Genomic DNA, 16490 nt, shown 5'->3' on the forward strand with positions numbered 1-16490 from the left:
GGCCGGGCAGGCCCGGCCCCGGCTTGGCTCAGGCCTTCTCGACCAGCATGCGGCCGGTCATCTCCATGTGCATGGCATGGCAGAACCAGTTGCAGTAGTACCAGTGCACGCCGGGCTTGTCAGCGGTGAAGGTCACGCTGGCGGTCTGCTGCGGACTGATCTCCATGGAGACGCCATGATTGACCAGGCAGAAGCCGTGGGTCAGGTCCTCGACCTGGTCGAGGTTGGTGATCACCACCGTGACCTCGTCGCCCTGCTTCACCTTGAACTCGGTCAGGCCGTACTGGGGCGCGATGGAGGTCATGTAGACCCGCACCTTGTTGCCGTCGCGGACGACCTTGTTGTCGCGCTCCAGGGTGATGCCGTCGGCCTCGGCCATGGCCCGGGTCTCGGCGAAGAAGGGGTCGTCGCGGGTCCAAACCCGGCTCGGGCTGAGCTGGTCGGCCCGCAGCAGGATGCAGTCGTGGGGCTCGGCATAGGTCGGGCCGTCATGCACCAGCTTCATCTGCTCGCCGGAGATGTCGATCAGCTGGTCGTTCTCGGGGTGCAGCGGCCCCACCGGCAGGAAGCGGTCCTTGGAGAACTTGGAGAGTACCACCAGCCACTTGCCGTCGGCATCCCGTGACTCGGTGAGGCTGGCATGGTTGTGGCCGGGCTGGTAGTGAACGTCGAGCTTCTGGCGGATGTAGTTGACCTCCTCGCCGTTGTAGGCGCGGATGGCGTCGGCGATGTTCCACTTGGCCACCTGGCTGTCGATGAACAGGGTGGTGTAGGCGTTGCCGCGGCCATCGTAGGTGGTGTGCAGCGGCCCCAGGCCCAGTTCCGGCTCACCGACGACGGTGTCGCGGGGGGCGATGGCGTCATCGAAGAGCTCGGGCAGCTTGTCGATGGCGATGATCGAGACGGTCGGCGAGAGCTTGCCGTTGGCGATGAAGTACTGGCCGTCCGGCGAGGTGTTGAGGCCGTGGGGATTCTTGGGCACCGGGATGTAGCGGGTCAGCTTGGAGCCCTTGCGCCCGTCGAGCACCGGCACCGGGGAATCGCCCAGGGTCTCGTGCTGGCCGGCGGCGACCGCGGCCTCGATGGCCTCGACGTCGAACACCACCACCCAGTCGCGCTCGGCGCGCATGGTGTCGGCGAGCGTCATGCCCTTCTCGGAGTTGTAGCAGGTGGAGGCCACGAAACGGCCGGTGTAGTCGGCGTCGGTGTTGTCCAGGTTGCCGTCGACGATCACCTGCCAGGCGACCTCCATGCTCTCGGCGTCGATGGCGTTGAACATGGTGTAGTAGTTGTCGGGGGCCTCCAGATCACGACCGTCGTTGATCTGGGGAATCGGCAGCTCGGCGTTGGCGAACACGTACTTGGTGTGCGGCACCTTCTGCAGGCGCAGGCCGTGGATGGCCTGGACGTTGGGGATGGTGGTGATCTTGTCCGTCTTCATGATGTCGAGACGGATCCGGGCCACCCGGGTGTTGGCCTTGTCGTTGATGAACAGGTACTTGCCGTCGTAGCGGCCGTCGGTCATGGAAATGTGCGGGTGGTGGGCGTCGCCGTTGAGAAAGCGTGCCGAATCGCCCAGGACGCGCCGGGACTCGTTGGTGATCCCCCAGCCGGAGGCACTGTCGACGTTGAACACCGGGATGCGCATCAGCTCGCGCATGGAGGGCACGCCCAGCACCCGGACCTCGCCCTGGTGGCCGCCGCTCCAGAAGCCGTAGTACTCGTCGAGCTCGCCCGGCGCGACCTCGATGCCGTTCTCGCCGGCGGCACGGGCCTGCCGGCTCTGCATCATGGCCCCGGCGCCGAGACCGCTCGCCAGGCCGGCACCGGCGATGCCGGTCACCGCGCTGTTGCGCAGGAAATGCCGGCGACCGATGTCCTTCAGTTCCCGCTTCTTGTCGTCACTCATGGTTCACTCCTCGTGATGGATCGGAATACGCTGCAGGGTGGTGCCCTCGGCACCGCGGGCTGCGGGGTCGAAGGTCCCGGTGGTGGCCTGGCCAGAGACCCTGGCCGCCTTCTCGTAGCGCTTGCGGCGCTTGATCATCGGCGGACACCGCTGGTCATCCCAGTAGGTGACCTGGCAGTCGAGGCAGTAGTGGCACTCGTTGGCGTTGATGCGCCCGTCGGGATGGATGGCGCCGACCTCGCACTCGTTGGCGCAGATCTGGCAGGGGGTGCCGCAGCTGCCGCGGTGACGCTTGAGCCAGTCGAAGAGCCTCAGCCGGGAGGGAATCGCCAGGCCGGCGCCCAGCGGGCAGACGTAGCGGCAGTAGAATTTGTGGTTGAAGGCCGAGACCACGACCAGCCCGAGGGCATAGAGCACGAAGGGCCAGTCGCGCTGGAAGCGCAGGGTGATGGCGGTCTTGAAGGGTTCGACCTCGGCGTAGCGTTCGGCGGTGCCCAGGGAGTGCAGCGACACGGCGAACAGTGCCAGCAGGATGATGTACTTGATGGCCCAGAGCCGCTCGTGCAGGCCGAAGGGCACCTCGAGCTGCTTCACGCCCAACCGGCGGGCGGCCTTGTTGACCAGGTCCTGCAGGGCACCGAAGGGGCATAGCCAGCCGCAGAACACCCCGCGGCCCCACAGCAGCAGGCTGACCGCCACGAACGACCAGAGGATGAACATCATCGGGTCGATCAGGAAGGAGCTCCAGCTGAAGTCGGTGATCAGCGCATGGGTGAAGGTCAGGATGTTGACCACCGACAGCTGGGCCAGGGCGTACCAGCCGATGAACACCAGGGTGTAGACCAGAAAGCCCAGACGCAGCGGCCCGAGGATGCGTGGGTAGCGCACCAGCACGTCCTGAAAGAGCATGACCCCGGTGAGCACCGCCAGGCCCAGGCCCAGCACGGCGATCTGGAAGGCCTTGTCGTACCACACCTGCACCCAGATGGGGCGCTCGACCACCGGTGCGGGGCGCTCGACGTAGGCCTCGGGGATGGCGTAATCGGCGCGGAAGCGGGTGAACTCGGTGTCCAGGGGGCCCGAGGCGCGACGCACCAGCAGGTTCAGCTGCCAGGGACGCCCGGGGTCGAAGTGGGCGTCGTCGCGGATGACGAAGATGTCCTTCTCGGTCATGCGCGGCATGCCGTCGAGGGCGACGCGGCCGACCCGCTGATGGTCCCGGTCGTGGAAGGTGATGGTGCGGCCGTCCTGCACCAGCTCGATGCGGTCGAAGATGCCGCCGCGCACATAGCCCGAGCCCTTGAAGGAGTAATCGCCCCTGGCCATCACCGCGATGGCGTGCTCGCCCGGCGCGAGATCCTCCATCAAGGCCTCATAGCCGGCCTTGCCGAGCAGGTTGCGGCCGGCGGTGGGCGCGTTCAGATAGCCGTAGTAGAGGTCGATGAAGGTCTTGTCCGCGGGCTGGGGCGTGCGCAGGTAATCCTCGGCGGCGGTGCCGACGAAGGCGTCATCGACCTGGCCATGGGTCAGGCGCAGGCGGCGGAGGGTGCCGTCTCCGGTCAGCGTCTGCCAGTCGGCCTCGCGGAACACCTCGTCCTTGACGGTGGCCGGCGGCTGGGCGGAGGGGTCGTCGATGATGCCGAGGCCGGCGGCGACCTCGCGGGCCGCGCGCATGATGGTGTCGTTGACCACGATGACCGTCACCGTGGCGCCGGAGATGGCATCCAGGTGGTCACCGATCTTGGGATTGTCGGTAACGGCGTAGGCGGTGTGGGCACCGGCGAACTGCTGCAGCTTTTCCTCGGGGATGCCCACCAGCATGATCGGTTCGGAGTGCTCGAGCACCTCGGCCATGATCAGCTCGCCTGCCGGGTCGATGCCGACCAGCAGGTTGACCGGCTTGCCCGAATAGGCGGGAATCGGCGCCACGTCCACGGTCTCGAAGACGTAGCCGAGCAGCGAGTCGCCGCCCATCACCGCCTGCACGGGGCGCTCGCCGTCGGTCTCGGCGAGGCGGTCGGCGTCGGGGAAGCCGGCCTTGACCCGGTCGAGTTCCAGCGCCATGGACGGCAGCGACAGGGCGAGGCACAACAGGAGCAGGCATCTGCCGATCAGCACGAAGAGACGGGGCCGGCGTGGTGACATGAGGGGGTCCAGAGTCATACGGTAAGGAGCGGCGGCTGACGCAGGGGCCGCCGCGTAGCAAGCAGGGCCGGCACGCCGGCCCGAGGGTCAGGGCGTCAGGCTGGCGTAGTAGGCGGCGATGTCGGCGATATCCTCGTCCGAAAGTGACTGGGCCTGGGGCGCCATGATCGCCGACATCCCGCCCCCGCGTTCGCCGGCACGATAGGCCTTGAGGGCGCTTTCCAGATAGGTGGCGGACTGGCCGGCGAGGTTCGGGTAGATGGGCGCGGTGCCCTTGCCATCGGTGCCGTGACAGGCGGCGCAGGCGGCGACCTTGCCTTCGCCGGCGGCGGGGTCGCCGGCGGCCAGGGCGTCGACGGCCAGGCCGCTGAAGCCGATGAGTGCTACGGTAGCGAGCATCCTCATAACTTACCTCCTAAATGCATCTTTTTGTGCCGAATCGAGCCCGGTCACGGTGGCGCCGTACCAGGCGGATGACCTCATCATGCCAGCGGCCCGACGCCGGGGGCTTGATGTGGGTCATCTACAGGCTAGACATCCGGTCGCATCGCGTCCCGTCGATTCAGATGCCCGCCCACCAACGGTAGCCACGATCCTCCCAATAGCCGCCCCGGCCACGGCCGAGATGGGCGAAGCTCGCTACCAGTTCGAGGCGCATCACGTACTTGGCCATCTTGTAGCCCAGCTGGCGTTCGGCGCGCAGGCGCAGGGGCGCGCCGTTGGCGATGGGCAGGTCGTCGCCGTTGAGGCCATAGGCCAGCAGGGTCTGCGGATGGTAGGCCTCGCGCAGATCCAGGCTCTCGTAGTAGCGGTCGCCCCCCCGGTAGCGATCGGCGCAGTGGAAGACCACGAAGCGCGCCTCGTCGCGCACCCCCACCCGGGTCAGCAGCTCGCCGAGCACCACCCCGCTCCACTCGCCGATGCAGCTCCAGCCTTCCACGCAGTCGTGGCGCGTGATCTGGGTGCGCGCGGGCATCTCCCGGAGCTCGGCGAGGGAGAAGGCCCCGGGGCGCTCGACCAGGCCGTCGACCTCCAGGCGCCAGTCGCGGAAGTCGTTGGCGGCCAGTCGCAGGTAGTCGATTTCCCGGGGCATGGTCGTCCCGTTGGCGCGAAAGGTCGGGGCGATGTCGTCGGGGGCGTATTCCCGGGCCAGGGTCTCCCGGGAGGCCAGCAGGCGATGGGCCCGCTGGGTCAGGCCCTCGCTGGCGGCGAACAGCTGCTGCATGGCATCGCTGCGCGAGAGCCGGTCGCAGCCCGCCAGCATCAGGGTGCCGCCGGCCAGCAGGCCGCGGGTCAGGAAGCGTCGGCGGCCGGGGTCATTGGGAGGCGTCATCGCGGGTCTCCTTTTCCGGGGGCAGGGCATAGCGCCCGGTGATCATCGAGCGCAGGTTGTTGCCGACGCCGGAGATCAGCACCAGCAGCAGATGGACGACGAAGAAGGCCAGCAGGGCGGCGGCGGCCAGGAAGTGCAGGGTGCGGGCGCTCTGTCGGCCACCGAACAGATCCAGTAGCCAGGGCCAGGCGGCATCCATGGTCGGCGACATGGTCAGTCCGGTGAGCACCACCAGCGGGGCGACGACGAACAGCACCACCAGGTAGGCCAGCTTCTGCAGCAGGTTGTAGTGGCGCGCTTCCTCGCCCCGCGGAAAGCGCAGTCGCAGGTGCTCGACCACGACATGGCCGAGCCGCGGCCATTCGTCGCGTCGCGGCAGCAGGCGCCGCCGCAGCTGGCCGCTGGCCACCAGATAGACCAGATAGGCCGCGAGCAGGGGGGCGAAGATCCAGCCGGCGAGGAAGTGCCACTGTCGGCCCATGGCCAGCCAGCGCGGACCGGGCAGGGTCGCCCAGGCGGGAAAGGCCCGACGCTCGCGATCGGCGCGCGGGCCCGAGACGCCCAGCACGCCGGTGGTGTCGAAGCGCAGGTCGCCGATGCGGGTGATGCCCCGCAGGGAACCGTCGTCGGCGCGCTCGGCGCCGATCGACAGCGCCGGGGCGTCGAAGGTGGAATCCTTGCCCCAGTACAGGGCAGGGTGGGCATTGAAGATCTGCAGGCCGCTCAGCAGCAGGATCGCCAGGCAGATGGCGTTGATCCAGTGCCACAGCCGGGTGAACGCCGAGTGCCGCTTGATCACCGTCGGCCGGGGAGCGTTGCGTGTGGCATCGAGGCGTTGCATGGGAAAGGCCCTCCCGAAGAGGCGAGGCAAAGCGGGGAAGCATGACCGACCGGACTGCGATCCGGCCGGTCACGGGGCGGCGAGCATCACATCTCGCCGTCGCCTTCCATCATCGAGTCCTCGTCCTCCATCATCATCTCGTCGTCGCCTTCCGGCTGCATGGCGTCATCCCCGCTCATGGCGTCTCCAGCCATGGCGTCCTCCTCGCCCATGGCCTCGCCGGCCATGGTGTCCTGCTCCATGCTGCCGCCCTCCTGCATGGCGTCCTCGTGGGAGTCCGCCAGGGCGGCGGTCGGCAGCAGCAGGGCGCCGAGCAGAATGGCGAACAGGGCGGTCCTGGGATGGGTCGGCTTGAACATCTCGCACCTCCGGTGATGGTCCGGCCGCCGGCGACATGCCGTGACGGCACCTGTCACGCTAGCCAGCCCCACGGGGCGATTCATCACGAATTCATCACGAACCGGGGCCGGTGTGAGGGTTTCGTGATGCAGCCTCGGCCGGGTGGCTCTAGAGTAGAGACCGAAGCCTTCCTCGGAGCCCGCCCCATGCCTTACCGGATCCTCTGCGTCGAGGACAATCCCGAGATCGGCAAGCTGCTTAGCGAGCGCCTCGCCGAGGCCGGCCACGGCTGTGACTGGGTCACCGACGGGGAGGCGGCCCTGGAAGCCCTGGAGAACGCGGCGCCGGGCAGTGCCTATGACCTGGTGATGCTCGACCTGATGCTGCCGGGAATCGACGGCCTGGAGGTATGTCGCCGGTTGCGGCGGCGCGACAGCCGCACGCCGGTGCTGATGGTGACCGCCAAGGCGGCGATCCGCGACGTGGTGGTGGGGCTCGAGCTCGGGGCCGACGACTACGTCACCAAGCCCTTCCACATGCCGATCCTGATGGCCCGGGTTCAGGCCCTGCTGCGCCGGGGGCAGCGCCAGGCGGAGGGGGGGGACGGCATCGTCGAGACCCCGCCGCTGGTCTGCGGCTCGCTGGTCATCGATGCCGATCAGCATCGCGTCACCCTCGATGGTCAGCCGGTGCAGCTTACCGGCAAGGAATTCGCGCTGCTGTCGCTGTTCGCCCGTCATCCCGGCCATGGCTTCACCCGCGGCGAGCTGCTGGACAAGGTCTGGGGCGAGGAGTTCGACGGCTATGACCATACCGTGAACACCCACATCAACCGCCTGCGCAAGAAGATCGAGGTCGACCCGGCCCGGCCGCGCTTCATCCAGACCGTCTGGGGCGTGGGCTATCGCTTCGTCGACCCGGCCGCGACGCCGGAGGATGAGCCGCCATGAGCGCCCTGCTGGGGCGCATCGGTCGCCTTGTGCGCAGCCTCTATGCGCGCATCGCCGTGGTCTACCTGACCAGCCTGCTGCTGCTGTCGGTGGCCGCCGCCTGGATCGCCATCAGCCAGTTCGACCAGCTGGGGCGCGAGCTCCAGCAGCGTCAGGAGGTCGATCTGGCCGACAACCTCGCCCGCGTCATGCGCCCGGGACTGCAGGTCGGCGCCGACAGCGACGCTGCCCGGCAGATCGCCCGGCACATCGCCTCGATCAATCCCTCCCTGTCGCTGTACGTGCTCGACGCCGAGGGAACGGTGATCGCCGACTTCACCGAGTCGGCCTGCGGCCTGGGGCGCCGGGTGGAACGCGACGCCCTGGAGGCCCTGCTCGGCGGCGAGCCCATGCTGCCGGTGCTGGCCGCCTCGCCCTGCGGCGGGCGTCCCGGGATCTTCTCCGTGGCGCGGATCACCCATGGCGAGGCCCGGCGACCCGGCTACCTCTACGTCGACCTCAACAGTGCCAGCCACGCCTCGATGGTCGCCATGCTGCGCACCAGCTCGATCACCCGCACCCTGGTCGCCGCCAGCTTGCTGGCGCTGCTCATCTCGGGGGTCTTCGGCCTGGTCTGGTTCGCCCTGCTGACGCGGCGCTTCTCGCAGCTGACAACGGCGGTGCAGCGCTTTGCCGAGGGCGACTACGACGAGCGCGTCGCCGTGCCTCGGGATGACGAGATCGGCCGCCTGGCGGGCGCGTTCAACGACATGGCGGGTACCATCGAGGCCCAGCTCGAGGCACTGCGCGAGACCGATCGCCAGCGCCGCGAGCTGGTCGCCAACCTGTCTCATGACTTCCGCACCCCGCTGACCTCGCTGCGCGGCTATGTCGAGCAGCTGCTGGAGCGCGAGGAGGCGTCAGCCGAGGAGCGGCGGCGGGCGCTGGGCGCGATCCTCGACAACGCCGATCGTCTGACGCGGCTGGCCCAGCAGCTGTCGACCCAGGCGCGACTCGATGCCTACGACCGGCCGCTGCAGTGCGAGCCGTTCTCGCTGGCGGAGCTCGCCCATGACATCGTCGGCAAGTTCCAGCACCAGGCCCGTCAGTCGGGGATCGCCCTCGAAGTGATCGGGGAACCCTCGCTGCCCTGGGTCGAGGCGGATCTCGGCCTGATCGATCGCGCCTTGTCGAACCTGGTCGAAAACGCCCTGCATGCGACGCCTGCCGGGGGACGGGTGCGGCTCGAGCTCGAGGCGGTGGCCGAAGGCGTCAGGCTGGCGGTGGTAGACAGCGGTATCGGTATCGCCGCCGAGGAGGTGCCGCTGGTGACCCAGCGGTTCTATCGTACTCGGGGCAGCCCGGCGCGGGGCGAGGGCTCGGGGCTGGGGCTGTCCATCGTGCGTGAGATCTGCGAGCGGCACGGCACCGTCCTGGTCATCGACAGCCGCCAGGGAGTGGGCACCCGAGTCAGTCTGCTGTTGCCCTATGCCTGAGCGGCCGGCGGGGGGGCGTCCTCGATCTGCAGCAGCCGGATCAGCCCGCTGCGCTGGGGACCCAGCATGTCGGCCAGGGTGTAGCGGTCGAGCACGGTGAGGAAGGCACCCAGGGCCTCGGCGAGGATCGGCTTGAGCCGGCAGGACGGGGTGATCACGCACTCGTTGTCGTCACCGAAGCATTCCACCAGGCCGAGGTCGCGCTCGGTGTCACGCACCAGCTCACCCAGGGTGATGGACTCCGGCGTCCGCTTCAGCAGCAGCCCGCCATGCTTGCCGCGGATGGCCGTGATATAGCCGCGATGGTTCAGGTCCTGGACCACCTTCATGAGGTGATTGCGGGAGATGGCAAAGCGATCGGCAATCTCGGTGATGGTCGAGCGCTGCTCGCCCTTGACGGCGAGGTAGATCAGCACGCGCAGCGAGTAGTCGGTGTAACGGGTCAGGTGCATGTGGCTTCCTGGTCGACGGGCGGCGAGGCGTGCCCGCCGAGTGAGTCGAAATGGTGGCTGCCTATTTTACCATCGTGGCAGCGTCAACGCCCTCGGGATGCGAGGGCGCGCCACCGAGGAGCTGCTTATAAGGGGTATTATAGATGCTTTTATTCGGCCGGCCTCCCTCGCCGCAGGGCCAACTACCTCCAATTGACCTGGGTCAGCTACCTCGTGAAGGGTACCGACGCCCGTTGATGCCGGTGGCATACTGGCGCCCATCCGGCGGTGATCCGGCCGCCCAGGCTTTCCCGAGGCATCGAACGACCATGCACGACAAGCTGCCCTTCAACCGCTCCCTGGTCGAGAAGTACGATCGGCCGGGACCGCGCTACACCTCTTATCCCACGGCGCCGCAGTTCCAGGCGGCCTTCGCCGAGGACGACTACCGTACTGCCGCCGAGCGCAGCAACCGGCTGGCGGCGCCCAAGCGGCTCTCGGCGTATGTGCACATCCCTTTCTGCGAGAGCCTTTGCTACTACTGCGCCTGTAACAAGATCATCACCCACAACCGTGAGCGGGCCGCGGAGTACCTGACCTGGCTCAAGCGGGAGATCGCGCTGCAGGGGGCGCTGTTCGACGAGTCGCGGCGCATGACCCAGCTGCACCTGGGCGGTGGCACCCCGACGTACCTGAGCAACGACCAGCTCGGCGAGCTGATGACGGCTCTCGACGAGGCCTTCCACTTCGCCGCGCCCGAGGCGCGGGAGTTCTCCCTGGAGGTGGATCCGCGCACCGTGACCCCGACGCAGATCCATGAACTGCGTGCGCTGGGGTTCAATCGCCTGAGCTTCGGCGTGCAGGACTTCGATCCCGACGTCCAGGCAGCGGTCAACCGGGTACAGAGTGAGGCCCAAGTGGTCTCACTGGTGGCCGCAGCCCGTGAGGCCGGTTTCCAGTCGGTGAGCGTCGACCTGATCTACGGTCTGCCGCTGCAGACGGTGGCGAGCTTCGATGCCACCCTGGACAAGATCATTGCCCTGCGCCCGGATCGCATCGCCACCTACAGCTATGCGCACCTGCCGGAGCTCTTCAAGGCCCAGCGGTTGATTCGTCCCGAGGACATGCCGCCGCCGGAGCGCAAGCTCGAGCTGCTGGAGCTGATCATTCGTCGCCTCACCGCGGCCGGCTATGTCTACATCGGCATGGATCACTTCGCCCTGCCCGAGGACGAGCTCTCCCTGGCCAGGAAGAACGGTACTCTGCAGCGCAACTTCCAGGGCTACTCCACCCACGCCGACTGCGACCTGATCGGCCTGGGCAATACCGCGATCGGCAAGGTGGGCGATAGCTACAGCCAGAACGTCAAGGAGACCGCCCAGTACCAGGCGCGGCTCGAGGCGGGTCGGCTGCCGGTGATGCGCGGCTACCGCCTGAACGCCGACGATCTGCTGCGCCGGGACGTGATCAACGCCCTGATGTGCCACGGGCGGGTCGACGTCGCCGCGACCGAGGCGGCCCACGGCATCGTCTTTCGGACCTATTTCGCCGAGGCCCTGGACGCGTTGGCCGAGATGCAGGCGGACGGCCTGATCGCCATCTCCGAGCAGGCCATCGAGGTGCTGCCCGCCGGGCGCCTGATGATGCGTAACGTCGCCATGGCCTTCGATGCCTACCTGGCCCATAGCACGGGACGCTACTCGCGCACCGTCTAGGGAAGACGCGCCACTTGCCTGCCCCTGAGCGCCGCATGACTCGCCATGAGGACCTCCGCGCTCCACCACGCCTGATGCCTTTCCGGTATCAGGTTCCTGCTTCTCTGCGCTGATCTTCTCCTGCTCATTGAGAGGAGAATATTCAGGGGTTCTTCTGATGGTGAACCTCGCCATCGGGAACGATGCTGAGAGCGTATGTAACAAAATGTTTATTTGTGTGCGTACGTTCGATCAATCAGCGGGATGGGAGCAAGGGAGGAGGTGGCTATGAAACGCTTCAGGTTGGCTGCCTTGGTGATCGCAGTGGGATGTGTGTCGGCGTCCGGGGCTCTGGCTCAATCGGCCTCGGGTACCGGAATGGGGGCGGCCCTGACAGAGGATGAGATGGCGGGTGTCGCGAATGATGCCCTGGCACCGGAGACCAGCGGGGAGGGAGGGATGTCGGACCAGGAGCTGGCCGAACTCCTGGACGACCTGCCCCCGACCGCGGCCGGTGGGGGCGGCGGAGGCTGTGGTGGCGCCGGCTTGCTCGAGGGCTGCGACAGCGTGCCGGTGTCCTTCTTCAACCTTGTCGCCCTGGCGCCCCCCAGCGCGGGGCCCGGCAGTGGTGATGACGCGGATGACGATAGCGGGGAGGACGCCGGCAGCAGTGATGGCGACGGGGATACCGGAGGTGGCCCCGGTGGCGGTGATGGCGGGGGCTCCGATGGCGGCGGTGATGGCGGAGGTGGCCCCGGCGGCGGTGACGGTGGCGGTCCCGGCGGCGGTGGTGATGGTGGCGGCCCCGGCGGTGGTGATGGTGGCGGCCCCGGCGGCGGTTCCGGCTCCGGTGGCGGCGATGGCGGCAGCGCTGGAGGCGGCGGCGGTGCCGGTGGTTCGGGCGATGGCAGCGGCGGCGACTCCGGCGGCGATGGTGGCGGCGGCGACAATGATGGCATGGGAGGTAATGGCGGCAGTCCCGGTAGCGGGGGCGGTGCCGGTGGCACCGGCAGCGGCACCGGCGGCGGCGGCCTGGGTGGCCGCGGTGGCGGCTTCGGTGGCGGCTTCGGTGGCGGCTTCGGCGGGGATCGTTGAGCCACGACCTCTGCCCCCTGACTCCACGCCTTGATACGCGCCCGGCAAATTCGCCGGGCGCACTTCGTTTCCGGGGGCACGGCAGCGTGCGCGTTGCCCGATGACGGCAGGCGGGCCGCGCCGTGATCGAGACAAGATGCTGTGTGTGTCGGCGAGAGTTGATCTATATATGGTAGGCAGGCGTTGGGCGGCTGAGTCGGGCTTGGGTTGATGCAAGTCACGGCAGCCACGTGCCACGATGCCTAGGATGGGCGATCCGACGTCACAGGAGAGTTGCCATGCCATTCCCTTCGCTGCCCCTTCCACCTGCGCCGCACCGACTGGTGCGGTCCGTCGGTCCCCGGATGCCCGTCGCCCTGCAGCGGCCCCTCGTCGAACCCCTGCTCAACCGTACCTTTGCCGAGCCCCTGGCGGAGGGGGAGTTCGATGCCCTGGCGGGGCGGCGGGTCAGCCTGGTCATCGCCGATCTGGGCGTGACCCTCACCTTGAGCCTGGCGGGGCGGCGGCTGGTGCTCTCCGCCGAGCCAGGTGAGGCGACCATCCGCGGCGGCTGGCGCGAGTTCCTGTGCCTCGCCACCCGCCGCGAGGACCCGGATAGCCTGTTCTTCCAGCGGCGTCTGTCCCTCGAGGGCGACACCGAGCTGGGCCTGATGGTCAAGAACCTGCTCGACGGTCGTGAGGAGGGCCTGGCTCAAGGCCGTCTCGGCGAGTGGTTGGTTCGCCTGGAGCGCCTCGCGGCCCGTGATCACTGACTCGACGCCCGCGGCGACCGATAACCGACTCCGTTACCCCGAAAACGATGACACCGCTCTGGAGACCCCCGCATGAGCACATCCGCCAAGGCCGTCAAGACCTCCAATGAGGTGCCCCTGCAGTTGCCCTCCCGCGACATCTGGGATGCCAAGTATCGCCTCAAGGACCGTCACGGCCACCCCGTCGACAATGACGTCAACGCCACCTGGGAACGCGTGGCACGGGCCCTGGCGGCGGTGGAGGGCGACAAGGCCGAGGAGTGGCTGCCCAGGTTCCGCTGGGCACTGGAGAACGGCGCCATCCCGGCCGGACGGATCATGTCCAATGCCGGCGCCGAGGCCTACAAGCCGGCGGTGAGCCTGATCAACTGCACTGTCTCGCGCACCATCCGCGACTCCATGCACGATATCCTCGACTCGGTGGTGGACGCCGGCATGACCCTCAAGGCGGGCTGCGGGATCGGCTACGAGTTCTCCACCCTGCGACACAAGGGCGCCTTCGTGTTCGGTGCCGGGGCCGGCACTAACGGCCCCCTGGCGTTCATGGATATCTACGACAAGATGTGTTTCACGGTGGCCTCGGCGGGTGGACGCCGTGGCGCCCAGATGGGGACCTTCGACGTCGGCCATCCCGACGTGAAGAGCTTTATCGAGGCCAAGCGCGAGGCGGGCCGCCTGCGGCAGTTCAACCTGAGCCTGCTGATCACCGACGAGTTCATGGAAGCGGTGAAGAACGATAGCGACTGGCCGCTGGCCTTCCCCCTCCACGAGGGTGAGAAGGACGACGTCGGCGAGGATGAGCTGATCTACCGTGACTGGCCGGTGATCGAGGAGGGCTACACGCTCGACAAGGAGGGGCGCGTGGCCTGTCGCATCGTCGAGGTGATCCGCGCCCGCGCGCTGTGGGACACCATCATGACGTCGACCTACGACTTCGCCGAGCCGGGCTTCATCCTGATCGACCAGGTCAACCGCATGAACAACAACTGGTTCTGCGAGGAGATCCGCGCCACCAACCCTTGCGGTGAGCAACCGCTTCCACCGGAGGGCGCCTGCCTGCTCGGCTCGGTGAACCTGACCCGCTTCGTCATCGCTCCCTTCGGCAAGGCACCACGCTTCGACTGGGAGCGCTATCGCCAGGTGGTGGCGATCTTCACCCGTATGCTCGACAACGTGGTGGAGGTCAGCGGCCTGCCGCTGCCGGGCCAGCGCCGCGAGATCGAGGCCAAGCGCCGCCACGGCATGGGGTTCCTGGGCCTGGGCTCCACCCTGACCATGCTCAAGATCCCCTATGGCTCGCCGGAGTCGCTGGCCTTCACCGAGGAAGTGAGCCGCAACCTGGCCCTGGAGGGCTGGAAGCAGGCGCTTGAGCTCTCCCGCGAGAAGGGCCTGGCACCGGCGCTGGCCGAGGACTACGCGATCACGCCGCGGATGATGCGCGAGCGCCCCGAGCTCAAGCAGGACGGCTACGAGGTGGGCGACAAGGTGCCCGGCCGCATCCTGCACGCCCGCTACAGCCGCTACATGCAGAAGGTCGCCGAGGTGGAGCCTGAGCTGGTGGCACAGCTCGCCGAGCACGGCGCGCGCTTCACCCACCACAGCTCCATCGCGCCCACCGGCACCATCTCGCTGTCGCTGGGCAACAATGCCTCCAACGGCATCGAGCCCTCCTTCTCGCACCGCTACTTCCGCAACGTCATCCAGGCCGGGCGCAAGACCAAGGAGCAGGTCGAGGTGGTGTCCTTCGAGCTGGCCGCCTACCGCCACTTCGTCGCCCCCGAGGCGGTGGAGAGCGCCCTGCCGGAGTACTTCGTCACTGCCGATGCGGTGACGCCTCGCCAGCATGTGGCGGTGCAGGCGGCGGCTCAGACCTGGGTCGACTCGGCCATCTCCAAGACGGTAAACGTCCCCACCGACTTCCCCTTCGAGGACTTCAAGGACCTCTACCTGGACGCCTACGACAACCAGCTCAAGGGCTGCACCACCTTCCGGTTCAATCCCGAGGCCTTCCAGGGCGTGCTGGTGCGCGAGGACGACCTCAAGAACACCACCTACGTCTTCGAGCTGGAGAACGGCGAGACCGTCGAGCTGGCCGGCGACGAGACGGTGATCTACGACGGCGAGGAGCACAAGGCGGCGAACCTCTACGATGCGCTGAAGGAGGGTACCTATGGCAAGTGGTAAGCCACGACCTGCTGCGCTCGCCGAGGCGGTGTTGCCGCCCTGCTCGGAATGCTCATTGACGGCTCGTAAACTCCGCTTCCTCGATTGCCGGCGCCTTGCCTCGCCTTCGCTCGTGTCGGTCGTGGATCGCCGTCGCCCGGGCGTCAATGCACAACAGTTCCAAGGAGCCCGCTGATGGCCATCGAGATCACCTCGAAAATCGTTTCCTACAGCGTCAAGAAGGCGGTGGAAGAGCCGCCGCTGGCCGACGAGAACCCGCTGACGGTGCGCATCCCCTCGCGTCCCGAGGGGACCCTGGAGGCCGTCTCGGAGAAGATCTCCTATGTCGGCGCCGAGGGGCGCAAGAAGGTCTATCTGCTGGTCTCCTTCATGCCCGTTGAGGGTGTGCTGAACGGCAAGCGGGTGGTTATCGAGCGGCCGGTGGAGTTCTTCTTCCCCTCCGGGCAGCTGTCCAGCGAGCACCAGTGGATCACTGCCACCATGCGCAGCCTGTCGCTGGCGGCCCGCGGCGGCTATGTCACCCAGGCGGTGGCCGACCTGCGCAAGGTGGCCTGGGACAAGGGCCTGGTGCGCTGCGGCATGAACCGCTGGGGCAAGCCGATGTTTCACGACTCGGAGGTCGCGGCCATCGCCTGGTCAATCCAGCAGATCCTCTATCGCCGCGGCTTCCTCGACCTGGACGGCAATCAGGTGCCGGTGGAGGAGCTGGTCAGCCGCTATGCCCAGCGGCTGGCCAGCGGTCACGGCTGGCAGCCGCCCAGCGTCGAGGAACTGGACCGGGCCGAACGCGAGGCCCACGAGCAGCAGGGTGGCCCCGCCGTGGTGGGTCACTGTCCCGAGTGCAACGGCGAACTGATCATGATGGATGGCTGCCCGACCTGCTATGCGGGTTGCGGCTGGTCCAAGTGCGGCTAGCCGGATGACGGTGGCCTTGCCCCCGAGGCTGCATTCGCGGTCCCGGGGGCAAGGCCGTGGCAGGCCCCTTGGCAAGGGCCGCTCACATCTAGGTCTTCTTGCCGCCGTCGAAGGAAATATCGAGGCGGATATGCCAGTCGGTGGGGGGCAGGCTGACGACCTCGATCGCGTGCTCGGTCATCTTCTTGCGCAATTCATCATACTCCGCGCCACCGGTCGCCTTGAGCCGGGCCAGCTCCTTCTCGGTGAGGCCCTGGCTGCCCAGGTAGTTCTTGGCCGTCTTGCGCAGCGCATCGCCGGTCTCGCCGCTGATGAGCTGGTGAAACTCCTCGTCGGCCAGGCTGATGTTCTCGATGACGATTTCCATGCATCGCTCCTTGCTGCCGTGGGTGTGAGGGAGCCGTCTGCTGCATCGCCGAGGGCTCGA

The 16490-nt window shown here is 67.7% G+C and carries 15 protein-coding genes; 7 read left to right on the forward strand and 8 right to left on the reverse strand.

What is annotated here, in order from left to right; translation table 11 throughout:
• Positions 1–28 precede the first annotated feature (28 nt).
• From nosZ to EKG36_RS09100, 6 genes are all read right to left on the reverse strand, one after another.
• Positions 29–1909, reverse strand: a complete 1881-nt coding sequence (nosZ, locus tag EKG36_RS09075; RefSeq protein WP_126483258.1) for a TAT-dependent nitrous-oxide reductase — start codon at positions 1907–1909, stop codon at positions 29–31.
• 3 nt (positions 1910–1912) lie between these two features.
• Complete coding sequence (nosR, locus tag EKG36_RS09080; RefSeq protein WP_126483260.1) at positions 1913–4054, reverse strand: transcriptional regulator NosR; 2142 nt, start codon at positions 4052–4054, stop codon at positions 1913–1915.
• 87 nt (positions 4055–4141) lie between these two features.
• Positions 4142–4453: a c-type cytochrome gene (locus EKG36_RS20900; protein ID WP_281274422.1), complete on the reverse strand. Its 312-nt coding sequence runs from the start codon at positions 4451–4453 to the stop codon at positions 4142–4144.
• 163 nt (positions 4454–4616) lie between these two features.
• On the reverse strand, positions 4617–5387 hold the full coding sequence (locus tag EKG36_RS09090) for a molybdopterin-binding protein (protein WP_126483264.1): 771 nt from the start codon (positions 5385–5387) through the stop codon (positions 4617–4619).
• The gene (locus EKG36_RS09095; protein ID WP_126483266.1) at positions 5371–6228 is read right to left on the reverse strand and encodes a cytochrome b/b6 domain-containing protein; all 858 of its coding nucleotides are present in this window, start codon (positions 6226–6228) and stop codon (positions 5371–5373) included. Before EKG36_RS09095 ends, EKG36_RS09090 begins: the two co-directional genes overlap by 17 nt.
• 86 nt (positions 6229–6314) lie before the next feature.
• Complete coding sequence (locus tag EKG36_RS09100; protein WP_126483268.1) at positions 6315–6587, reverse strand: hypothetical protein; 273 nt, start codon at positions 6585–6587, stop codon at positions 6315–6317.
• 186 nt (positions 6588–6773) lie between these two features.
• Here EKG36_RS09100 and EKG36_RS09105 point away from each other — a divergent pair, with 186 nt between their 5' ends.
• Together EKG36_RS09105 and EKG36_RS09110 are read left to right on the forward strand one after the other, a co-directional pair.
• The gene (locus EKG36_RS09105; RefSeq protein ID WP_126483278.1) at positions 6774–7517 is read left to right on the forward strand and encodes a response regulator transcription factor; all 744 of its coding nucleotides are present in this window, start codon (positions 6774–6776) and stop codon (positions 7515–7517) included.
• The gene (locus EKG36_RS09110; RefSeq protein WP_126483280.1) at positions 7514–8992 is read left to right on the forward strand and encodes a sensor histidine kinase; all 1479 of its coding nucleotides are present in this window, start codon (positions 7514–7516) and stop codon (positions 8990–8992) included. The genes EKG36_RS09105 and EKG36_RS09110 overlap by 4 nt, the downstream gene beginning before the upstream one ends.
• Here the strand turns inward: EKG36_RS09110 and EKG36_RS09115 are convergent.
• On the reverse strand, positions 8983–9444 hold the full coding sequence (locus tag EKG36_RS09115) for an Rrf2 family transcriptional regulator (RefSeq protein WP_126483282.1): 462 nt from the start codon (positions 9442–9444) through the stop codon (positions 8983–8985). The two genes, EKG36_RS09110 and EKG36_RS09115, sit on opposite strands and share 10 nt — an antisense overlap.
• A gap of 308 nt (positions 9445–9752) precedes the next feature.
• Here EKG36_RS09115 and hemN point away from each other — a divergent pair, with 308 nt between their 5' ends.
• From hemN to EKG36_RS09140, 5 genes are all read left to right on the forward strand, one after another.
• The gene (hemN, locus tag EKG36_RS09120; RefSeq protein ID WP_126483284.1) at positions 9753–11138 is read left to right on the forward strand and encodes an oxygen-independent coproporphyrinogen III oxidase; all 1386 of its coding nucleotides are present in this window, start codon (positions 9753–9755) and stop codon (positions 11136–11138) included.
• A 438-nt stretch (positions 11139–11576) separates the two neighbouring features.
• A complete protein-coding gene (locus EKG36_RS20465; protein ID WP_185827522.1) occupies positions 11577–12212 on the forward strand; it encodes a hypothetical protein in 636 nt (211 codons plus the stop codon).
• Positions 12213–12490: 278 nt separating this feature from the next.
• Entirely contained in the window at positions 12491–12964 is a 474-nt protein-coding gene (ubiT, locus tag EKG36_RS09130) for a ubiquinone anaerobic biosynthesis accessory factor UbiT (protein WP_126483287.1), read from the forward strand.
• A gap of 72 nt (positions 12965–13036) precedes the next feature.
• Entirely contained in the window at positions 13037–15148 is a 2112-nt protein-coding gene (locus EKG36_RS09135; RefSeq protein ID WP_126483289.1) for an adenosylcobalamin-dependent ribonucleoside-diphosphate reductase, read from the forward strand.
• Positions 15149–15322: 174 nt separating this feature from the next.
• Entirely contained in the window at positions 15323–16063 is a 741-nt protein-coding gene (locus tag EKG36_RS09140) for a ribonucleoside-diphosphate reductase (RefSeq protein WP_126483291.1), read from the forward strand.
• 88 nt (positions 16064–16151) lie between these two features.
• On the opposite strand, the gene EKG36_RS09145 is transcribed toward EKG36_RS09140, so the two are convergent.
• Complete coding sequence (locus EKG36_RS09145; protein ID WP_126483293.1) at positions 16152–16430, reverse strand: hypothetical protein; 279 nt, start codon at positions 16428–16430, stop codon at positions 16152–16154.
• Positions 16431–16490: the final 60 nt, after the last annotated feature.

It is taken from the genome of Halomonas nitroreducens (genome assembly GCF_003966155.1).
Lineage (GTDB): Bacteria > Pseudomonadota > Gammaproteobacteria > Pseudomonadales > Halomonadaceae > Halomonas > Halomonas nitroreducens.

Bases quoted from the DNA above. Each gene is read 5' to 3' on its own strand.
- ubiT (WP_126483287.1), top strand. From the start codon at position 12,491: ATGCCATTCCCTTCGCTGCCCCTTCCACCTGCGCCGCACCGACTGGTG.
- EKG36_RS20900 (WP_281274422.1), bottom strand. From the start codon at position 4,453: ATGCTCGCTACCGTAGCACTCATCGGCTTCAGCGGCCTGGCCGTCGAC.
- EKG36_RS09100 (WP_126483268.1), bottom strand. From the start codon at position 6,587: ATGTTCAAGCCGACCCATCCCAGGACCGCCCTGTTCGCCATTCTGCTC.
- EKG36_RS09110 (WP_126483280.1), top strand. From the start codon at position 7,514: ATGAGCGCCCTGCTGGGGCGCATCGGTCGCCTTGTGCGCAGCCTCTAT.
- EKG36_RS20465 (WP_185827522.1), top strand. From the start codon at position 11,577: ATGTCGGACCAGGAGCTGGCCGAACTCCTGGACGACCTGCCCCCGACC.
- EKG36_RS09135 (WP_126483289.1), top strand. From the start codon at position 13,037: ATGAGCACATCCGCCAAGGCCGTCAAGACCTCCAATGAGGTGCCCCTG.
- hemN (WP_126483284.1), top strand. From the start codon at position 9,753: ATGCACGACAAGCTGCCCTTCAACCGCTCCCTGGTCGAGAAGTACGAT.
- EKG36_RS09115 (WP_126483282.1), bottom strand. From the start codon at position 9,444: ATGCACCTGACCCGTTACACCGACTACTCGCTGCGCGTGCTGATCTAC.
- EKG36_RS09095 (WP_126483266.1), bottom strand. From the start codon at position 6,228: ATGCAACGCCTCGATGCCACACGCAACGCTCCCCGGCCGACGGTGATC.
- EKG36_RS09090 (WP_126483264.1), bottom strand. From the start codon at position 5,387: ATGACGCCTCCCAATGACCCCGGCCGCCGACGCTTCCTGACCCGCGGC.
- nosR (WP_126483260.1), bottom strand. From the start codon at position 4,054: ATGTCACCACGCCGGCCCCGTCTCTTCGTGCTGATCGGCAGATGCCTG.
- nosZ (WP_126483258.1), bottom strand. From the start codon at position 1,909: ATGAGTGACGACAAGAAGCGGGAACTGAAGGACATCGGTCGCCGGCAT.
- EKG36_RS09105 (WP_126483278.1), top strand. From the start codon at position 6,774: ATGCCTTACCGGATCCTCTGCGTCGAGGACAATCCCGAGATCGGCAAG.
- EKG36_RS09145 (WP_126483293.1), bottom strand. From the start codon at position 16,430: ATGGAAATCGTCATCGAGAACATCAGCCTGGCCGACGAGGAGTTTCAC.
- EKG36_RS09140 (WP_126483291.1), top strand. From the start codon at position 15,323: ATGGCCATCGAGATCACCTCGAAAATCGTTTCCTACAGCGTCAAGAAG.